Source organism: Aquimarina sp. 433 (genome assembly GCF_054054605.1).
Genome location: NZ_JBSWZK010000012.1, coordinates 19,210 through 39,302, shown reverse-complemented (window position 1 = coordinate 39,302; position 20,093 = coordinate 19,210). Strand labels below are relative to the sequence as shown.

At 29.6% G+C, this 20,093-nt stretch carries 21 protein-coding genes; 2 read left to right on the top strand and 19 right to left on the bottom strand.

Going from position 1 to position 20,093, the window contains the following annotated elements; all coding sequences use genetic code 11:
- The first annotated feature begins 16 nt into the window (after positions 1 to 16).
- A complete protein-coding gene (locus ACWNT5_RS20705) occupies positions 17 to 1,036 on the top strand; it encodes a glycosyltransferase family 2 protein (RefSeq protein WP_299609059.1) in 1,020 nt (339 codons plus the stop codon).
- A 7-nt stretch (positions 1,037 to 1,043) separates the two neighbouring features.
- Here the strand turns inward: ACWNT5_RS20705 and ACWNT5_RS20700 are convergent, their stop codons facing one another.
- From ACWNT5_RS20700 to ACWNT5_RS20680, 5 genes are all read right to left on the bottom strand, one after another.
- Positions 1,044 to 2,390 carry an exopolysaccharide biosynthesis polyprenyl glycosylphosphotransferase gene (locus ACWNT5_RS20700; protein ID WP_299609062.1) on the bottom strand — a complete coding sequence of 449 codons (1,347 nt, stop codon included), beginning with the start codon at positions 2,388 to 2,390 and terminating at the stop codon, positions 1,044 to 1,046.
- Between the two features lie 117 nt (positions 2,391 to 2,507).
- On the bottom strand, positions 2,508 to 3,407 hold the full coding sequence (locus ACWNT5_RS20695; protein WP_456518442.1) for an NAD-dependent epimerase/dehydratase family protein: 900 nt from the start codon (positions 3,405 to 3,407) through the stop codon (positions 2,508 to 2,510).
- The gene (gmd, locus tag ACWNT5_RS20690; protein WP_299609066.1) at positions 3,391 to 4,425 is read right to left on the bottom strand and encodes a GDP-mannose 4,6-dehydratase; all 1,035 of its coding nucleotides are present in this window, start codon (positions 4,423 to 4,425) and stop codon (positions 3,391 to 3,393) included. Before gmd ends, ACWNT5_RS20695 begins: the two co-directional genes overlap by 17 nt.
- A complete protein-coding gene (locus ACWNT5_RS20685) occupies positions 4,422 to 5,564 on the bottom strand; it encodes a glycosyltransferase (protein ID WP_299609069.1) in 1,143 nt (380 codons plus the stop codon). The genes gmd and ACWNT5_RS20685 overlap by 4 nt, the downstream gene beginning before the upstream one ends.
- Positions 5,564 to 6,562 (bottom strand): NAD-dependent epimerase/dehydratase family protein, encoded by a 999-nt coding sequence (locus tag ACWNT5_RS20680; RefSeq protein ID WP_299609071.1) that lies wholly within the window; start codon positions 6,560 to 6,562, stop codon positions 5,564 to 5,566. The genes ACWNT5_RS20685 and ACWNT5_RS20680 overlap by 1 nt, the downstream gene beginning before the upstream one ends.
- 261 nt (positions 6,563 to 6,823) lie before the next feature.
- On the opposite strand from ACWNT5_RS20680, the gene ACWNT5_RS20675 reads away from it, so the two are divergent.
- Positions 6,824 to 7,642: an alpha/beta fold hydrolase gene (locus ACWNT5_RS20675; RefSeq protein WP_299609074.1), complete on the top strand. Its 819-nt coding sequence runs from the start codon at positions 6,824 to 6,826 to the stop codon at positions 7,640 to 7,642.
- On the opposite strand, the gene ACWNT5_RS20670 is transcribed toward ACWNT5_RS20675, so the two are convergent.
- The 14 genes from ACWNT5_RS20670 to neuC all read right to left on the bottom strand — a co-directional run bounded on the left by ACWNT5_RS20670 (position 7,639) and on the right by neuC (position 20,061).
- On the bottom strand, positions 7,639 to 8,877 hold the full coding sequence (locus ACWNT5_RS20670) for an O-antigen ligase family protein (protein WP_299609077.1): 1,239 nt from the start codon (positions 8,875 to 8,877) through the stop codon (positions 7,639 to 7,641). The two genes, ACWNT5_RS20675 and ACWNT5_RS20670, sit on opposite strands and share 4 nt — an antisense overlap.
- A 50-nt stretch (positions 8,878 to 8,927) precedes the next feature.
- Positions 8,928 to 10,088 carry an O-antigen ligase family protein gene (locus ACWNT5_RS20665; RefSeq protein ID WP_456518441.1) on the bottom strand — a complete coding sequence of 387 codons (1,161 nt, stop codon included), beginning with the start codon at positions 10,086 to 10,088 and terminating at the stop codon, positions 8,928 to 8,930.
- Between the two features lie 16 nt (positions 10,089 to 10,104).
- On the bottom strand, positions 10,105 to 11,073 hold the full coding sequence (locus tag ACWNT5_RS20660; RefSeq protein ID WP_299609083.1) for a polysialyltransferase family glycosyltransferase: 969 nt from the start codon (positions 11,071 to 11,073) through the stop codon (positions 10,105 to 10,107).
- A complete protein-coding gene (locus ACWNT5_RS20655) occupies positions 11,043 to 12,293 on the bottom strand; it encodes an oligosaccharide flippase family protein (RefSeq protein ID WP_299609086.1) in 1,251 nt (416 codons plus the stop codon). Before ACWNT5_RS20655 ends, ACWNT5_RS20660 begins: the two co-directional genes overlap by 31 nt.
- Positions 12,286 to 12,843 carry an acyltransferase gene (locus ACWNT5_RS20650; protein ID WP_299609089.1) on the bottom strand — a complete coding sequence of 186 codons (558 nt, stop codon included), beginning with the start codon at positions 12,841 to 12,843 and terminating at the stop codon, positions 12,286 to 12,288. Before ACWNT5_RS20650 ends, ACWNT5_RS20655 begins: the two co-directional genes overlap by 8 nt.
- Positions 12,844 to 12,858: 15 nt before the next feature.
- Positions 12,859 to 13,416: a hypothetical protein gene (locus ACWNT5_RS20645; RefSeq protein WP_299609091.1), complete on the bottom strand. Its 558-nt coding sequence runs from the start codon at positions 13,414 to 13,416 to the stop codon at positions 12,859 to 12,861.
- Between the two features lie 171 nt (positions 13,417 to 13,587).
- Positions 13,588 to 13,767 (bottom strand): hypothetical protein, encoded by a 180-nt coding sequence (locus tag ACWNT5_RS20640; protein WP_299609093.1) that lies wholly within the window; start codon positions 13,765 to 13,767, stop codon positions 13,588 to 13,590.
- Between the two features lie 111 nt (positions 13,768 to 13,878).
- Positions 13,879 to 14,625: an oxidoreductase gene (locus tag ACWNT5_RS20635; RefSeq protein WP_299609095.1), complete on the bottom strand. Its 747-nt coding sequence runs from the start codon at positions 14,623 to 14,625 to the stop codon at positions 13,879 to 13,881.
- Complete coding sequence (locus ACWNT5_RS20630; RefSeq protein WP_299609097.1) at positions 14,607 to 15,524, bottom strand: Gfo/Idh/MocA family protein; 918 nt, start codon at positions 15,522 to 15,524, stop codon at positions 14,607 to 14,609. The genes ACWNT5_RS20635 and ACWNT5_RS20630 overlap by 19 nt, the downstream gene beginning before the upstream one ends.
- Positions 15,521 to 16,237, bottom strand: coding sequence for an acylneuraminate cytidylyltransferase family protein (locus ACWNT5_RS20625; RefSeq protein ID WP_299609100.1), 717 nt, complete (start codon positions 16,235 to 16,237; stop codon positions 15,521 to 15,523). Before ACWNT5_RS20625 ends, ACWNT5_RS20630 begins: the two co-directional genes overlap by 4 nt.
- Before the next feature lie 2 nt (positions 16,238 to 16,239).
- Entirely contained in the window at positions 16,240 to 17,286 is a 1,047-nt protein-coding gene (locus tag ACWNT5_RS20620; protein ID WP_299609103.1) for a nucleotidyltransferase family protein, read from the bottom strand.
- A 45-nt stretch (positions 17,287 to 17,331) separates the two neighbouring features.
- A complete protein-coding gene (locus ACWNT5_RS20615) occupies positions 17,332 to 18,003 on the bottom strand; it encodes a PIG-L deacetylase family protein (protein WP_299609106.1) in 672 nt (223 codons plus the stop codon).
- 3 nt (positions 18,004 to 18,006) lie between these two features.
- On the bottom strand, positions 18,007 to 18,888 hold the full coding sequence (locus ACWNT5_RS20610) for a methionyl-tRNA formyltransferase (RefSeq protein ID WP_299609108.1): 882 nt from the start codon (positions 18,886 to 18,888) through the stop codon (positions 18,007 to 18,009).
- Positions 18,889 to 20,061 (bottom strand): UDP-N-acetylglucosamine 2-epimerase, encoded by a 1,173-nt coding sequence (neuC, locus tag ACWNT5_RS20605; RefSeq protein WP_299609111.1) that lies wholly within the window; start codon positions 20,059 to 20,061, stop codon positions 18,889 to 18,891.
- Between the last annotated feature and the right edge of the window lie 32 nt (positions 20,062 to 20,093).

Genomic DNA, 20,093 nt, shown 5'->3' with positions numbered 1-20,093 from the left:
ACAAGTATAAAATTATATGAACTCTTATAGTAAAATTTCTGATAAAGAGGCTAAGGTGTCCATAATAGTTCCTTCGTATAATTCCAAAAATTTAATCCTTAGAACCCTTAATTCTGTAAAAAACCAAACATATACTAATTTGGAATGTATCATCGTCGATGATCATTCTAGCGATCAAACTATTTCTGTTGTTAAAGAGTTTATTAAAAATGACACTAGGTTTTCAGTTTTTCTGCGTAAAAGTTCAAAAAAAGGAGCTAACTCTTGTAGAAATGAGGGATTAAATTATTCTACAGGAAAATTTGTGATTTTTCTTGATGCCGATGATACTTTATCTGCTAATTGTATAAGGGAAAGATCTAAAAAAATGCTCCGAAACACCAAACTTGATATGGGTATCTTCAATACAGTAATTGTAAGGAAAAGACACATGTTGTTTACCCGATATAGTTTCAACCCCTTAAAAGGTTTTTTAAGCGGAAGTTATCCTTGGCAAACTATGAGCCCTATATGGCGTAGAGACTTTCTGGTTTCTATAAAAGGATTCGACGAAAATTTTCCTAGACTTCAAGATGTAGAACTACACGCCAGGGCTTTGTTAAATAAAGACTTTAAATATAGGTATTTTCCATTTACAAAAGTAGATTCCTTTTATATAATAGAAAACAACAATGAGAGTGTTTCTCAAAACAAAAAAGAAAGACAAATTTCAGGTTTTATTCTATACCTAGAAAAAATGCTAGTACTTATTAAAACCAAAAAACATAAACAGTTTCTAAAAAAAATGTTTTATCTACTCTTATTAGAAATTAGTGATGTTACTATCCAAACTAATATTCAAAATAAAGTTAATGAAATTGAAAGAAATCTATGTTTTAATTTTTTTGAAAAAAAAAGAATAGAACTTTTTAAACATATTAGTAAAAGAAATGTTTTCAGACAAAAACACTTATTTGAGATTCTTTTTATAAATACCTCCAGAATTAAGGATTATCTTAATAGGTTGTTATTTACACTAATTCACAGATTTATATAAATTTTTATTAATATGCTTTTTCTTCACCTTTAACAGCATTAAACACAGTGAGAAAAATAATCTTTATATCCAATAATAAAGACCAATTTTCAATATAAAAAATATCATATTTAACTCGATTTACGATATCTTTATCTGTTTCTATTTCTCCTCTAAAACCGCTTACCTGAGCTAAACCAGAAATTCCAGGTTTTACAAAATGACGCACCATAAATTTATCCACTTTCCTGGAAAAGTCCTCATTATGTTTTACCATATGTGGTCTTGGACCAACTACTGACATATCACCTTTTAGGACGTTGATAAACTGTGGTAATTCATCTATACTAGTCTTTCTTATAAACTTTCCTATTCTTGTTACTCTAGCATCTCCTTTTGTTGTCTGCTTTCCACTTGTACTTGGTTTCATGGATCTATACTTATAGCAATAAAATTCTCGATAATCCAATCCATTTCTTTTTTGCATAAAAAAGACTGGTCCTTTAGACTCCAATTGAATTAATAAAAATATCAATGGTGTCAACCATGATAGAATAAAGATTAAGACTGCTAATGACAAAAGAATATCAAAACCTCTTTTTGCAAATTTATTGATTGGATCATCCAAAGGTATCTCACGAAAGGAAAGCACGGGAACATATCCATAATAATCAAAACTCAATTTCTTAGTAAATATATCCTTGTTATCTGGAATAAATTTTAATACTTTTAAATTATTATCAGTAAAACCAACTATTTGCCTTAATTGTTTGTTAGTAAGTTCTGCAACAGAACAATATATTTCATCTATTTGATTATCTAAAATGTAATTAAAACAATCATCGAGTTTAAAACCTTTATCCCTAACACAAAATTTCTTTTGAAACTTATAGCCAAAATCACTTCTTTGTTCAAAAGTCTCTATTAGTTGATGGGTTTTTTTATTATTTCCTATAACAACAACGTTTCTAAAATTACCTCCTAAAACTTTCCTATACTTATTTAACAAGAACAACAAAAGGTATTTGACAAAAGCGATTGTAATAAAGGATATTAGAAAGTACTTTCCTAAATCCAATCTACTTATTCCAGGCTGTTTAAAAAAACCTATAAAAGCATAAAGTACCAAAGTAAAAATTAAGAATTGTCTTATTAATGAAGCGAATGTATGAATTACCTTAGAAAATCGTTTTGTTTCATAAAAACCGGTTGCAAAGGATAAAATAACCCAACAGACTAAAACATATACATGGAAGAAAAATAGTGGTTTAGAATTAATTCCAATTAACAGAATCAATAAGTTAAGAATAAATATGTCAACTAATAAAAATAATGGTTTTATAAAAACAGAAAAGCCCTTTTTTGACGATTTCATTAAATATAGATCTTAATAATTGATAAGGTAATTAGATTATTTTATTAACTAATATAATATTATTTGATTCGATTTTTGAGATATACAATTCCTATTAAGAATTACATATCAAAATAATTATGATAAATACATCTTTTTTAAGGTTTCTTTCAAACTGTAATCACTGGAAGTGTTGTTAACAATGAAATCATTAAGCATTTTCGTAGAACCTCTTAAACTTTCTATTTCATTTTTACGAATATATTTTTCGTTTATTTTTACCTCGATTTTGTGATTCGTAATTTCCTCTAAACAGTTAATTATTTCTTGTATGGTATATGTTTTGGAGGAGCAAACATTTATAATAATTGATGATTCTTTTGACAATAACAATTGATGATAACATTTTATCAAGTAATTTACGTCATTAAACTCTCTATATACATTAATATTCCCTAACTCAATAATCTTGGCCTTATTTTTAAAATGCCTAATAATCTTTGGGATCAAAAAATTTTCCGCCTGACCCACGCCGGTATAATTAAAAGGTCTTGTAATAATTATGTTAAGACTATGAAAATAATTCTGTACCATATTTTCCATAGCTAATTTGCTATTTCCATAATGATTTACTGGTTTAGGACAGAGATCTTCTGAAAGAATAGGAGCTATACTTCCATAAACAGCTGCACTACTTGCTATAATTATTTTTTTAGGAAAAATTTTAGCTTCTAGTACTGACTCTAGAAGATTTAGAGTTCCAAAAACGTTTACTTTATACATTTCATTCTGATTCTCACCAGCGACAAAAGATATAGCTGCTGTGTGAATAATATAATCAGGTCTTACATCTGTAATTATAGCGTTTATTTCTTCTTTCTTTGTTATATCACAAAAAAAATGATTTGAATCATTACTTTTGGAAAAAGTAGTACCATATACATCATAGCCATTTTTTTTATAAAACTCTTCTAAATGTTTACCAGTAAAACCTGTTATTCCAGTAATTAAAATTCTGTTATTAGAAAGACCCTCCATCTTTATTTCTTTTGATATCACTTTCAACCATCATTTTCGCAAGTTCTTCGAGTGTAGTTTTAGGTTTCCATCCTAAATTTTTCTCAGCTTTAGAAGCATCTCCAATTAACAAATCTACTTCTGCCGGTCTGTAAAACTGTGGGTTTACTCTTATTAAGGTTTTTCCAGTTTTTATATCAATCCCTTTTTCATTTTCTTCTTTACCAGTCCACTCAATATCTATATCCACTGTATTAAAAGCTAAAGTTACAAAGTCTCTAACAGTTTGGGTTTGATTAGTCGCTAATACATAAGTGTCTGCTTCTGGTGCCTGCAACATTCTATACATTCCATCTACATATTCTTTAGCATATCCCCAATCTCTTTTTGCATTAAGATTTCCAAGTTCCAGTACATCCTGCATATTCAAATGTATTTTGGCTACAGAATCTGTTATTTTTCTTGTTACAAATTCTTTTCCTCTTAATGGAGACTCGTGGTTGAACAATATTCCGCTAGTAGCAAATAAATTATAAGATTCTTTATAATTTAAAGTAGCCCAATGAGCAAAAACTTTTGCTACTCCATATGGACTCCTTGGGTGAAAAGGTGTTTCTTCGTTTTGTGGAATAGCATGTACTTTACCAAACATTTCGGAAGTTGAAGCCTGATAAAACTTGATCTTTGGATTAATTGTTCTTATAGCTTCCAGTAAATTCATTGCTCCGATGCCAGTTATGTTAGCAGTAGCAATTGGCTGCGTAAACGAAACTCCCACAAAACTCTGAGCAGCAAGGTTATAAATTTCATCTGGTTCTACATCTGCTATAATTCTATAGGCACTTGATAAATCTATCAAATCATACTCGATTAAATGAAGATTTGGATGATTATCTATTCCCAATTCTTCAATTCTCCAAAAATTGGTAGAACTAGTCCTTCTATATGTTCCATATACTACATAATCTTTATTTAATAAAAGCTCTGCTAAATACGCCGCATCTTGTCCAGTTATTCCTGTAATTAATGCTTTTTTCATTCCCTTCTTTCTTTAATGATTTGATTAAATGTTTCTTCAATATTTTTTCTAAACAATGTTTTATCAAATTTAAGGGCAAAATCCCTTATATTTATAGGGTCAAAAACATCATAATTTTCTTCTAAAAAATTCAAAGCATCTACTACAGAGTCTACAGTTTGACTTTTGAAATAGACTCCGGTATCTTCACTTGTTAACTCTTGATCTATAAACTTTCCCTTTATTGTTTCTAATGAGCCTCCTTTACCAAAAGCTAATACTGGTGTACCACAGGCTTGAGCCTCTACTGGTATAATCCCAAAATCTTCTTCAGCCGCAAAAATAAATGCTTTGGCTCTTTGCATATGATCTTTTAGAACTTCAAACTCTTGATAACCAAGTATTGAAACATTATCCCCTGCTTTCTCTTTTACTTTTTTAAATTCTGGTCCATCCCCTATTACAACCAACTTTTTCTCGGGAATCTTGGCAAACGCTTCAACAATAAGATCTATTTTTTTATAAGGAACAATTCTAGACGCTGTAAGATAGAAGTCTTCCTTTTCTTTTTTTAGCTTAAACTCATCTACATTTACAGGTGGATATATAACCTTATAAGATTGTCTACGATAAGTTCTCCATACTCTTTTTTCAATATATTTTGAAATTGGGATAAAGGCATCTACTCTATTAGCTGTTCCTAAATCCCATCTTCTAATATAGTGTAAAACTGATTTAGCAAAAAACGCTTTGATTCCTTTGGTAAGATTTGCTTCTTTAAGATATTGATGATACAGGTCCCAAGCATACCTTATAGGAGAATATATATAACAAATATGCGTTTGGTTTGCATTGGTTATAACTCCTTTAGCAACTGCGTGTGAAGAAGAGATAATTAAATCATACTCTGATAAATCAAATTGTTCTACTGCATATGGAAATAACGGAAGATAATTCTTCCATTTAGTTTTGGCTTTTGGTAATTTTTGAATAAACGAATTAGTTACTCTATCAGGATTTATCCCTAATTTTTTAACGCTGTTTTCATCAGAAACCAAGACAAAAATATCCGCATCTGGATAAATCTCTGTAAATACTTTAAAACAACTTTCGGATCCTGCAATAACAGTTATCCATTCATGTACTATTGCTACTTTCATTATTTAAAATCTTCAGGTGACATGGATTTCCAATGCTTTATGGCATTTTTAAAATCATACTTAAATTTAAAACCATTATCAATTAAATATTGTGGTTTAATGTTTGTTGGAAATCCTGCTTTTCTAACTCTAACAGGATGAATATCCGATTTTTTCCCTATTAACTTAAATAATATTTGCACAAAAAAAGCAATTATAGTCAAAATACCAACTGATAATTTAATTGTTGGTTTTTTGATCTTTAGTTCTTCTTTTGCAATAGTAACCATTTCATTTAATGGTACCACAGGGTTTTCTGCGTAATTATAAACAATGAATTTTTCATTTTTTTGAATGGTAAATATCATACTTTCTATCAATCCATATACATAACCATATGCCTTAATCACCTTTCCTCCATTTGGTAATACAAAAGTTCCTTTTTTAAGTGCTTTTATCATTCTAAACACGTTGCCTGGATCTTTTGGGCCAAAGATAACACTAGGTCTAACAATGATCAATCTTCGTGAATCATCTTCTGCTAGCCATTCTTTATGTATTTTCTCTGCAAATCCTTTTGAAATTCCGTAAGCTGTTTCAGGATATAATGGAGATGATTCTATTCTTTGATCTAAGGATTTACCATAAGGGGCTATACTACTGGTAAAGAAAATGTTTTTTATACCTGTTTCTCGCGCAAATCTATTTATATTTTCCGCACCTGGGATATTCGTGTCGAAATATTCTTGAAATTCGTGCCCAGGTTCTCTATGCACAGCTGCGAAATTGAAGATCCAACTTTGATCTTTATTTATCCCTAAAAACTCAACATCTACATTATCCCGCACATCAATATGACGAAATTCTACAAGTTTCGCATCTATTTCTTTATCAAAGCCTTTTAACTTCTTAATATCCGCAACAATATATCTGCCAAATTTGTTTTGTTTTATTAATTCGCGAAGCAAATGAGTTCCTATGTAACCAGAACCTCCAAAGATAATTGCAACTGCACTCATGAAAAACTTTTATATGCAAATATATTTTAATTGAACATTCTTTGATCATAATTAATAAAGTTTTTATTAATTAGCTATATGTTATAAATCTTTTGAAAATAGCTTTTGTAAAATACATGTCACAAAAATGCATTTATTAACTATATGAAATCATTACCTAAAGTACTTATATTCCTTTTGAGTGTTTCAATGAGTGTTGGAACTATTTTATATTTTTTCTTTCCCGATACCACGTTCAAAATTGCTTCACAGCAAAGGGCTATGGCATCAAATCTTATAAAAGGACAAAAGACTATAAAGGGATATAACATTACATTTTATTCTAGCATCTCAGCATCTAAAAAAGACACTTTAATTTTATTACACGGATTGGCTGATCGAAAAGAAGGATTTTTGAAAATGGTAAAATATTTATCCAAAGACTATCACATTATAATTCCAGATCTTCCAGGTCATGGTGATAACATTAAAGATGAAACTTTAGATTATCGCATACAAAATCAAATCTATTATCTCAAAGATTTATTTGATCAGTTAAAATTAGATAAATATCACATTTGTGGTATATCAACTGGAGGATTATTTGGCATCTATTTTTCATCATTATATCCTAAACAGGTTAAGTCCTTAACAATAGTAAATACACCTTTTATAAACGATTCATCTAATCCGTTTTTTAATAAATTCCTAGAAGAAATAGGTGAAAACTTAAACATAATTTCCTGTTTAGATTTAGTGTTCTATAAGCGCCCAAAATTTTCTTGGCCGATTACTAATAGACTACAAAAACAACTTCGAAAGGATTTAGAATTTCTAACACGAAAAAATATAATAAAAAATATTTTTATTTTACCTAAATCCATACTTTCCTCATTAAGGACTCCAGTGTTGATATTACACAGTCCACAGGATAAGTTATTACCTGTGGAAGATGCGAAGAAATATCATGAAATTATTCCAAATTCCATATATGGTACTTTAAAAGAATCCGGTCACTATCCACAATATGAAAAACCTTCATTTTTATCTGCAGGAATTCGTGGACAAATAGAAAGAAATTCTACTAGAAAATTGGACTAACTATTAAGTAAGTACTCTTCACTTCTAGATATAAGAATCACAAAAGGAGAAAATACAGCAAATAAAATAATCCCTTTTAAAACATACAAAACAGACTCAGTATTAGTTCCCACGAGAAAAATTAAACAATGAGAGTATACTAATAAATAATTAAATTCGAAATATTTTTTTATATTAAAAATTGGATATACTATTAAAAAAAGCAATGATAAAAAACCTAAAATTCCCATATCCAAATAATTTTTCAGAAATTGATTATGAAGATCATGTTGCTTGTAATTTATCCTAGTATCCTCGATTTTTTCTAAATAGAGTTTTAACACTTCATTACCTTGTCCAACACCTTCTCCCCAAATAAAGTAATTATTTTTTATTTCTTCCATTGCTTTTGGCCAAAGAAAAAACCTTTCATCTTCTGATATAGACTGGACTTTTGTAACAAAAAAAGAGGAATTATTAATGAAAAGTAAAAGACCTAATCCACTACCAATAACAATGAAAAAGATCTTAATTTTAAGATTTGTTTGATTCCTAAAACGATGGAAATAAATAACCAACGCGAAAATATGAACTAATAAATTAATCAACAACGGTGTTCTTGCTGACAACAATAATAAAATACAATTAAACAAAATTATGGTGAATATCGAAAAATACTTGTTAACCTCAATTTTAAAATAAGAATTACTTAGCAAAATGGCATTACCAAATATTAAAAGATATGACCAATATGTTGGGTGTGCATTTAACAAATGTGGGAATTTATATTGAAAATAACTAGGCTTTGATATCTCCACCCAATCAGACCAAATAAAATAAAAATGAGATAATTTAATTAATGAGAAAACACAAACCAATATAAGAGCAATCAAATAAGTTTCTAAAAAAAAATTTATTCTTCTAATATTCCACGAAGAAAAGAAGATAATAATAGGAATTAACATAATTGCTATCTGTCTTTCAATTTGTTTTAGTGCTAAAGAGATATCACTCGATATTATTGTATAAAATATATAAACTAGTATATAGATCAAGTAAGGTAATAAAAGACTTTTTGTCTTATGAACATTCTCTTTTTTACTCTTTTCAAAAAGGAATAATATCCCAGAAAGTATTATAAATAATGGAACAATATTTTCACCAACAAAAACAGCAACTATAGGAATTAAACCTAATACAAGTGGTAAAAAATAACGGGTATAGTATGTTTTCTTTAAATTTAATCTTACAACCATTAACCTTCCTTTATTACTATTAAATCCATTTTAATTGATCATTATTTCATTTATTCACTTGTTAATTTATTCTGTTTAATAAACATTACAAGCATCATTGCATAAATCCAACCCGTTTGAGCGGCAAATAACATTGGGTTTACCATTAGTTCCAAATGTATAAAGAAAAAAATGCCAAACAAGGTTAATTTATTCCTGTTCCTGTTTTTAATAAAAAGCCAAAATAAATGCACTACCATCATGAGATACAATATGCATACTATAATTCCATTCCGATATGCCAAATCAATAAATACATTATGAGAAGATTCAAAATCTAATTCCCCTAATATGACAAAATTAATACTCCCTACACCATGTCCGAATAGAATTTGTGAAAAATTAGAATTTCCTATACGCTCAATCATATTTCCCCAAACATCAATTCGACCCGAAGAAAAAGTTTCAATACTTTTTTCTCCTGTAAAAAAGCTTAAAAACCTATCGTTAAATTGTTCAACAAGAACTTCAACTTTATCAAAATAAAATATGGCAAAGACACCAACTAACAAAAGAAATATAGTAAACTTTGTTAACGCCTTTAAAGTCTTTCGGTCTGTATCGTAGAAAGCTACTGCAAATAACGTAACTATCACACCCAAAAGTGCTCCTCTTGACAATGTAAGGGTAATAACTAATAGCCAAAATAGACATAGGATTAATTTCAGAAATCTTTTCTTTATATAAAAAAAACTTATTATTAAGGCAACTCCAATGAATATTGCAAAATTATTAACTCCACTAATAAAATAAGCTTCTATCCTTTCTCCTTTTATTGTGCTAAAACTAAAAATATGATTAGGTTCTTCTATAAATATTCGGAATACAGATAAAACAATTATTAACAAGAACAACTTTAAAAAGAAGTCCAAACTTATTCTGTCAAAAAAATAATAGAATATTATAAACGCCAGTATATTTTGAAGGTACAATATAATGTATACTGACTGCATTTTAATAATTTCCTGATTATCAAAAAAAATATTAACTATAGTGGTAAAAATAAAGAATAAGCCAAACCCAAGGGCTAGAAGTGTATTTGGTTTTTTTAGGATATTTGCATCAGTCAAAAATAATAAAAGAAAAAAGTTTATAAATAATAGAGTCGTGGATATATATAAATTACCGACCCCATTTAACACGATGAAATTCAACGGAATGCTTAACATCATTATTGATGTTAATACTCTAGATATCGATTTCGTTTTCAAAATTTATAGTGTTCTTAAATAATTTATATATATCCTTACTCCATTTCAGTTTTTCAGACTTAATTGCAAATGTCTCTATGTCAAAAATTTCTGCATCCAACAACGCCGTAGATGAATAGCTATATGCAAAGGAACTTCTGTTAAAACCTTCAATTAGATTATCAATATATTCACAATTTTGCATAAGTTCTACTCTATGATTTTCGGTAGCTGCAGGGTGTTCTTTAATTAAAACTTTTGTGTATTTTTTCGATAAGTAAGTAAGAGTTTTAGTGTTCAAGTAATGCTCTTGTTCAGCGCTACACAATTTTGCTTTTGCGAGGCACTGTAAAAGAAAAATAGCGGTATCATCTTCCTTCTTTGAAGTTACTTTTTTTTCAAATAATTCTGACTTAAGAAAGCTTAAATCAACTTTGACTTCGTGATCCTTCCATTTATATTCAGTCATCAAAAAATCTTTATAAGCTTCGTTATATACTATATATTGATCCACTATTTTACCTCCAAAGCCAACCCCTAGTGGGCAAATTTTAAAAAAGAACCAACAAAATTTATTTATTAATAGCCTAGAAAATCTTTTAGGAATTCTAGACATATCAAAAATACCATGTTGTAAAGCTATTAAAGTTATCTCTGGGAAATCATATCTCAATCTTCTCGCAATATTGTGAGCAATATAACCCTCTGAATTAGATAAGTACACAACTTCGATATTAACTTCCGTATTTACCTTCTCAATCCAAAATCTAAGCTTATTGTACTCTTTATTTAGAATTTCTCTATAGTATATTCTTTTAAAAACATGAGAAAAAGAAGCCCCAAGATTCAAGCCTTGAAAATCCTTTAAACAAAAATTCTTATACCCATACTTATTAATTAAATGAGTATATCGCTCTTGCATATGTTCTTCTATTACTATAAAAACTCTGTTTTTATTTGACTCCAAACTTTATTTCCTTTAAATGTAATAATTAGAAAACCAACAAAATAAGTTAATAATAATGCAACTGCTGCACCTTCTATTGAAAAGAACCTTATTAATATCAAATTTAATATGACATTCAAAACAAAAGTTGCAGCTGTAACAACCATCAATAAATTATCCTCACCTGAAACATAAAGCACAAGTCTAGGAATCAGTGTTAGATTAAGAAAAAAGAAAGCACCCAACAAAATGTATAAAACATTCAAATTATCTACAATATCGTTTTTATTAATTATATTTAATATAATACCTATTGAAAGGACTTCTCCAATTGAAAGAATTATTGAAGATACAAAAGTTAATAAACTAAATTTATACATCTTGTTTAGCAGTACTTTATTTTTATTCTCGTGTAATTTAACTAATTCCGGCAGATATACTATATAAAAACCGCTAACGACAAAAACATGTATTAGTGATGCGATAGAAAATAAAAATCCATAAATTCCTACTTCTGTGGTCCCTAAATAGTATTCTATAGCAAACTTATCAAAAAACTCAAGTCCTTTTGTACAAATCATCAAACCAATAAAAGGTTTTAAAAAACGAAAAATCTCTTTAAAATTATTTCTAGACAATCGGACTATCTTAATCTTTCTTTTTAAAAGAATAAACTTGTAAAAAAGAAAAGATGTAGAAATTAATAAAATAAAATAGGAAACAAACATTAATAGTAAAGTAATCTCGATTGTTAAAGTACCTGTAGATAAATAATAAAAAACAATAAGTAGCATAAGGGTCAACGACTTTATGACCAACAAAAGGTTTGCCTTTCCAATTCTTTGAATCATAATCAAATATCGATAGACTTCTTGATTAAAATAATCACAGAAATTAATAAAAAGAATAATCAAAATATTCAATGGATTTAATATTTCATGTGGTAATAAAATAAAAAGCCCAATAAATTGAACAGAAAAAGTTATGGGTAATAAAGTCATAAAAAAATTAACATGGGTACTAATTTTTTCGAGATTATTTTCACCTTTTGCAACCTCTCGATTTCCATACATATAGTATTCCATTCCAAAAACATATACAGAGATAAGTGTAAAATATGTAACCAATTGGTAAATTCCGTACTCTGATAACGTAAGTGTTTTTGCTAAAAAGGTCACTAATATAAACTTCGTTGCAATTGAAATCAAACGAGTTAATATACTTTCTAAACTCTTATTCACCAGAATATGTATTTTTAATAACTTTGGCTGGACTTCCAATTGCTATAACATTAGAAGGAATATTTTTGGTTACAATACTTCCTGCTCCAATTATTGAATTTTCTCCTATAGTAACTCCGGGAAGAATTATACTTTTTGCACCCACCCAACAACCTCTTTTAAGTGTTACACTTTGAGCTTCAAAATGTCCCTGCTCAATGACAGGTGTATTTTCTTTACCGTAACGATGATTTGCTACATAAATATGAACATCTGAACCAATTAAAACGCCATTTTCGATAGTGATCTTACCTTGATCACTTTTGCGCGGGTCAGCAAATAACATTGTTCCAGGTCGAATAACAACTTTGTCTCCTATACTAATTTTAGAACAAGTAATTGCATATGCTCCAGCTCTAAATTCAGCACCATTTCCAAAATAATCAAATTTATTCTTACATAATTTAATCATCTTGCTTTTAAAATATAGTTTCCAATGTGTAAAAGGACAGTCTGGTCCTAATCTATCAGCTTTAATATCAAATCTTATTTTATTTATTATTTGAATCATCTAAAAAAATTAAACTTAAAAATCATAATCTAATAAATATATGCGATCGCCATTTTGTTTAATTATGGGAAGTATTTTTTTCGACCTTAATATTGATTTAATTCTCCAATTAATTGCTGGATCTCCATTATACCCATATTGACCAGTATTTATTTTATCAATATATAAATCTGGCACATCAGTTTGTGAAACATAGTAAACTTCATTATTGAACATAAATTTTACTGCATTGTTCTTAAAATCAAAAGCTAAATTACTAGTCTTTTCTTTTAGTAAACTCTTGTCAACCGGGTAAACATGTAGGAAAAATTTACTATTTTTCTGAACTTCACTCAATTCTCCTTTTTTTACATAATAAATTTTATCTTTATTATTTATAGAAGTAATATAAATACTATAAATACTATCATTATAAATTGGGGTTTTTTCTAATAGCTTTACATAAGGTGATAGTTTAGGTTTTACAACTTCTTTTTCTCGTTTTTCTTCTTTATCTATTTCTTTGCAACCATTAAAAAGAAATATGCTGATCATCAGGATAAGTGAAAAACAAATACTTAACTTTATTTTCATAATATTTTGATTTCTAGATTATATTCTATTAGGGTATAATTACCGATATTTTTTCTGAATAGTTACCAAAACTATTATTATTACATAAAGCTCTCACTGTAAATTCATAAACTTTTCCACTCTCTAATGAAGATATAGGTAATTTATATTCACCGATTCCTGGTTGAGTAACTATAGTTGTCCATTTACAAAACCTTCTTCTCCATATTCATAATTGGATTCAAAACCTTGCGTATCAACCCATTTTAGCACTACAAAATCTCTTCCTATCGCCTCCACCCCGATATTTATGTTTGCCGGACAATCAATAATATTATCTTCTGTATAACCTAAAAAAAGTGTTATTGCCAAAATATAATAAATTTTTCATTTCTTTGATTTTAAATTATACTAGTTTGTGTCATTAAGACTAAAAATGTTACTCCATATAACATCTTTTTTTAGAATTAAAACTACATATACCTAAATTGCAGTCCAGCCCCCATCGACCATCAAATTATGGCCTGTTATAAATGAAGCTTCTTCTGATAGTAAAAAAGTAATTGCTGGAGCTATCTCATCTGGCTGACCCATACGTTTTAACGGAGACTTGTTTTCGTATCTTTCTATAAAAGATGGATGTTGATTGTCTTTGATACCTCCTGGGGATACACAGTTTACTCTTACATTATGCTTCCCATAATAGGAAGCCAAATACCTAGTAAAATTAACAATTCCCCCTTTTATAGCTGAATAAGCCGCAGGAGAAGTGCCTCCGTATCCTTCGTAAATAGTAAAATCATTACCCACTACACCATAAATTGAAGATATATTGACTATAGATCCTGATTTCTGTTTTTTCATTACCTTTAAAACTGCCTGGCAAATAAAAAACACACTATTCATTTGCATATCTACATTTTGTCTCCAGGAGTCCAGGGATACTTCTTCAAACCTATTACCCCAATCTTTGGTTCTTGGATATGCATTATTAACCAAACCATCAATTCTACCATATTTTTTAATTACAGTATCTATAAGTTCTAAAATTGATGTTTCAGAAGTAATATCGCATGCATAATCATCAGTTTTTTCATTTGTTATCACATTGATATCTGCGTTAATAACGATTGCTTCATTATTTTTTAAATGTTCTAAAACAGGCTTGCCTATTAAACCACTACCTCCAGTAACAATAATTATTTTTTCTTTTAATCTTCCTCCAAACATATTTTTAATATTTCATAAGCTTCATTTACTGTATTGAATTGTTTTTTTGTAGCAAGGACATGATCCATAAAGAATTGTAATTGATATTCATACGTGTCCATTATAGTTTTTTCTGAATCAAAAATAATATCACTGTTTTTATAAACTTTATTTTTATAGATATCAACTAAAATGGTTTCGTCTTCAAAAACAATTTCTAAAGTTCTTTTAGGGTCTCTTCTAAAATAATTTAAAATAACACTAGTGTTAAAATTATCGTACCCTAATATATAATTGGCATAATCATATGCGCTTATTTCTAAAGAAGAATGATTCGAAAACACTTTAGAAACTCTCTGGGGTTTTCCAAACATCCAATACACATAATCAATTTCATGAATCAAATCTATATGTACACCCCCTCCCAACTCTTTGTTAGCACTGTAGGTAGTTTTATAATCTCTCCCGACTCTCCAGTCTGGTAGATAGGAGCCACAATATATATTGACCTCGTTAATTCTTTTGTTTTTAAGATATTCTTTAATAAACTGTAAGCAGCCCAAAAACCTAAGATTACAAGCCACATAGGTTATAATTCCCTTGTTATTAATTTCTTCAATAATTTGATCGGCGTCCTTTCCTATTTCAGAAAAAAGTGGTTTTTCAATAAATAATGGAGTATTGAAAGGAATAAGGCTTTTTATAGTTTTGAGATGTATAGAGGTGGGGTTCGAAATAATTGCAAAATCTATAATTCCTATTTCTAATTCGTTGATATCATAAACATCATTTATTCCTTCCTGTTTTTGAGCCGTTTTTAATGATCGCAATGCATACAACTCAGCATCAGGCCGTAATTTTCTAAGAGCGCGAATATGTTTTTGAGCAATAGAGCCTAATCCTATGATCAAAATTTTCATATTTCAAAGTCTAATTTATTATGTGAAAGCAAAAACTCCATTATTTCGAAATCCAACGGCTCATCTAAATCAAAGCAAATATGATCCATTAAAAATAATAAACTTTTGTCTGTAATAGCAGATTTCAATCCTTGTTCAAAAAAAGATCTACGATAAAAATAGAAAGAAGCATTCATATCGTAAACAATTGGTGCTGATTGTCTGGATTTACTATCGCTATATTTAACTAATTTGCAATAACCATCGTCTTGTAGTTCGACTACATTATAATAGGGATTCTTATTTGGTTTTGAAACCGAAAAGATATTTAGTGCATCAGTTCTATTGATAATAGTTATAAAAGCCTCCTCCAAATCTTCTATAGTTCTTAATGGTGAAGTTACATCAAGATCTAAAAGAAAATCATACTTTTTTTGACGATTGCTTTCCTCATACTGCAACACATGATGTAATACGTCCATTTTACCAATTGTATCTCCTCCTAAATATTCAGGTCTTATATATTCTGTATTTAGCCCACATATTGAAGCCACATCCTTAATTTCATGACTATCTGTTGACAATGTTATATCAACATTATCATGTAAACTTGCAAATTTCTCAGCGTGCTTTATAGAATAATCGATAAGATATTTTCCATTTAAGTGCTTAATGTTTTTGCCAGGTATTCCTTTAGACCCTCCTCTAGCGCAGATAGTGATTAAAATATTCATTTCTAAAATTTGATTTTTTTAATATCCTGTTGTGCTTTTTCAAAATCTTCGTGTTTTCCAACATCTAGCCAATATCCAGCCAAGGGATAGGAGATTACTTTCGAATCTTCTTCAATCAGTTTCTCCATTAGGTCAGTAGCATTAAAAAATGTGTTATGCGGTAAATGTTTTAAAACTGAGCGTTTCATCAAGTATATTCCTCCGTTAGAATAATAGGTATAAGTGGGTTTTTCTTTAAAGCTGATGACATGCCCATTACTAGTTTCTAAAACTGCATATGGAATATTAACCTGATATGGTATTGTAACTACAGAAAGATCCGCATCTTGATCAATAAAGTCTAAAAAGAAGCTCTCATAATCTAAATTTGTAAGAATATCAGAATTTGTAATCAAAATATAATCATGTTCAAAATTTTGAATTTTTGACACCGCGCCTACAGTTCCTAAAGGTTCGTCTTCCCAAACATAATCGATTTTAGTATTTTTAGAATTACCGTTCCCGAAATACTCCTCTATTTGTTCTCCTAGATATTTAACCGATACCCAAAAATCATCTATACCATAAAGAGCCAACCGATCTAAATTATGTTCCATAATAGGTTTATCTCCGACTTTTAACAGCGGTTTAGGAGTAGTTTCGGTTAGTGGTCTTAATCTTGTCCCTTTTCCGCCAGCCATAATAACTGCGTCTATCGGTAAATAAGAACGTAATTGTCTAAAATTAATAACATTGACTACTTTATTCTTTTTATTAAGAACAGGAAGTATTTTGAAATTACCTTCTCTATATTCTATAATTTTCTGGATATTCTCTTCTCCCTTTTTAATAAAACGAGGATTCTCCTGGATAATACTATTTACTTTATCCTCTATAGTTACACCTTTTAAAAGACCTCTACGCACATCTCCATCTGTCAAAGATCCAATAAGTGTTTCATCTTCATCTACTACAAATAAAATTGCATCTCCAGCTAGTTTATCCAATCTTACTAATGCTTGCTTAATCGTGCTCTTTGTTAATAGTAAGTGTTCTTTATAATTTCTCATAGAGTTTGTCAATATAATCTTGTAATATTAAATTTCACAACTTTCTTATTTATCAATCCATTTTAAGACTTGAAATGCTTCCGCAAACTCTACACCTATAGTAGCTCCTCTAAAAGTGGATAAGGCATCCATATTTCTTAAACTTCTAGGGAATGGGTGTTCTCCCAGTTCTGAACTATAAATTTTCATCAGTTCATTTTTTTTGTCTCTATACTTACTTATATCAACAAAATATGTAGGCATAAAGACGTTTTCAGGCAATGTAGGTCCAAATTCAGTTTCCGATATACATTCATACATCAATACTCTTTTTACAAAAGGATATCTAAACGATTTAGTGCATGCCATTACAGATCTAAAAGTAATGTTATGATCAGAGTGTGCATCAGAGCGATTTAACAGATAAATAATCTCCGGTTCAGCTTCATTAAATATCTTACTCACCTTAGGTATCATTTTTATCAAAGATTCATCGGTAAGACTCATGGTTGGGTAATCCAATCTATAAATGGTATTTATACCTAATTCTTCCTTTACTTTTTGGATTTCTTCTTCCCTACTATCCACTCTTTCTTTTGTAAATCCTTGAGATGTAAACACACTGGTTGTAATTAGCCAATCAACCTGATCTCCTTTTTCGATATGTTTTAATAATGTTCCTCCACACCCTAAAATTTCATCATCTGGATGAGCAGAAACAACGATAACTTTCTTCATTTTTTATAAATATGAATTTAATTCGGGTAATTGAGCAAAATCATGTTTTGTAAGCCAAATTGTTCCGTCGCCTGTTTTTACCAAAATTTTCTGATTGTCTACTTTTAAAACCTTTCCGGGTTCTATGTTTTTCTTATATCCGTCACCTATCTCAGTCTTCCACACCTTGGTTTCTTCATCACCTATTTCGATGTGCGCACCTACATATGGTTTAGTAAGTCCTCGCACTAAATTATAAATAGCCTCACTGGACATTCTAAAATCAATCATGCCATCTGATCTCCCTCTTTTTCTCCATAAATTAGCCTTAGAATGATCTTGTTTTATTCTTTCATAGGTGTTAGCCTCTAATTTAGTATGAAATTCTTCTATTTGATTTAATGCTGTTGCAGTTAACTTATCATATAGTGACTGAGCATCATCAGTTATATCTATTGAAACCCTTTTTTGAGACAATATATCTCCATCATCGGCCCCTTCTTCCATAAAAAAGAATGTTGATGCCGTTTGCTGTAAGCCTAATACTAATGCCCAGATAATAGGATGTCTACCTCTATTCATTGGCAATTCTGCTGGGTGATAACCTACCACGCCCATAGGGGCTAGATTTAGTAAATCTCTTTTTAATAGATTAGACCAACCAAAACAAAATATGATATCTGGCCCCAAACTTCTAATCCATGAAAGTGCCTCGGGAGAATTTACATTTTTTATAGTTCTATAATTTATGTTATGCTCCTTACAGACCGAAATCAAATCTGCAAAATCGGCATTAAACTTTGATTCTGATCTTGTAGCTACACCAACTATATCAGCTCTTAATTCAATTAACTTTTCTAATGTTATTTTAGAAAATTCTACGGTTCCTATAAAAAATATTTTCATCTATTCCATTTTAAAGTCAATATCATAAAATGATTTTTTAAGAATATTTTGCAAATCTACTTCTTTTAATTTCTCAACAATTTTTTTTGATGCTCCTCCTTCTCCATAAGGGTTTACAGTTTTTGCGGCTATATCCTTAAATTCCTTAGAAAGTGATTTTTTTAATGCTTCCTTAATACTTTTCACATCTGGTTTGCAATCAATAACACTTTCAGCTTTTATTCTTCCATTTTGTCGATCTCCTACATTAATGGTTGGTATTCCGAAACTTGGTGCTTCTGTTAAACCGCTGGAAGAGTTTCCTAATACCGCATCCATATATTTTAGTGCAGATAAATATCTTAGTTGACCCAACGAAATAAATGAGCACGCCTTTTCTGGATTCTTGGCTACGTAATCATCAATAAGTTTTATGATAATTCTTCCATCCGTATCAGCATTAGGCTTTGTAAAAATAAAATTTGTGCTTTCTAATTGATCCAAGGCAGCCAAAAGGTCTAAAAACTGTGTTTCTGCTGTATTATTTTCAAGAGTTACAGGGTGAAACGTAATTAAAATATTATTAGTGTTTAACTTAAAATCTATCGACTTTTCAAACTCTTCTCTTGTTAAAAGGTCTAAATAATAAATGTTATCTAAACCTGGTGTTCCTACGTTAAATACTTTTTCTGGACGCTCACCAAGTTGTATCACCCTTTTGCGATACTCTTCTGTAGCCGTAAAATGAATTTGAGACATTTTTGTAATTGAATGTCTTATTGGTTCATCTATAAGTCCTTCAGTAGCTTCACCTCCATGCAAATGGGCTACTGGAACTTTAGCAATCATTGCCGCGGAAACCGCAGAAAAAATTTCAAATCTATCTCCCAACACTATAATAACATCGGGGTTTAACTCTTGATAGGCTTCTGAAAAACTGATTTGAGCTAACCCCATTGATTTTGATACACCAACTGGGGTATCAGATGATAGAAGAATTTCTATCTTTTTATCGATCATAAAACCCGATTTCTCAATTTGTTGGTAGGTAAGCCCAAATTCTGGAGAAAGGTGCATTCCCGTAGCAATTAGTTGTAATTGAACCTCAGTATCTTCCTCTAAAAACTTTAGCAACCAGTACATCAAACCAAATTCTGCTCTAGTACCAGTAATTACACATACTTTCTTTTTCATATTGTTAACCATCTTTTCATTCCAAGATCGAT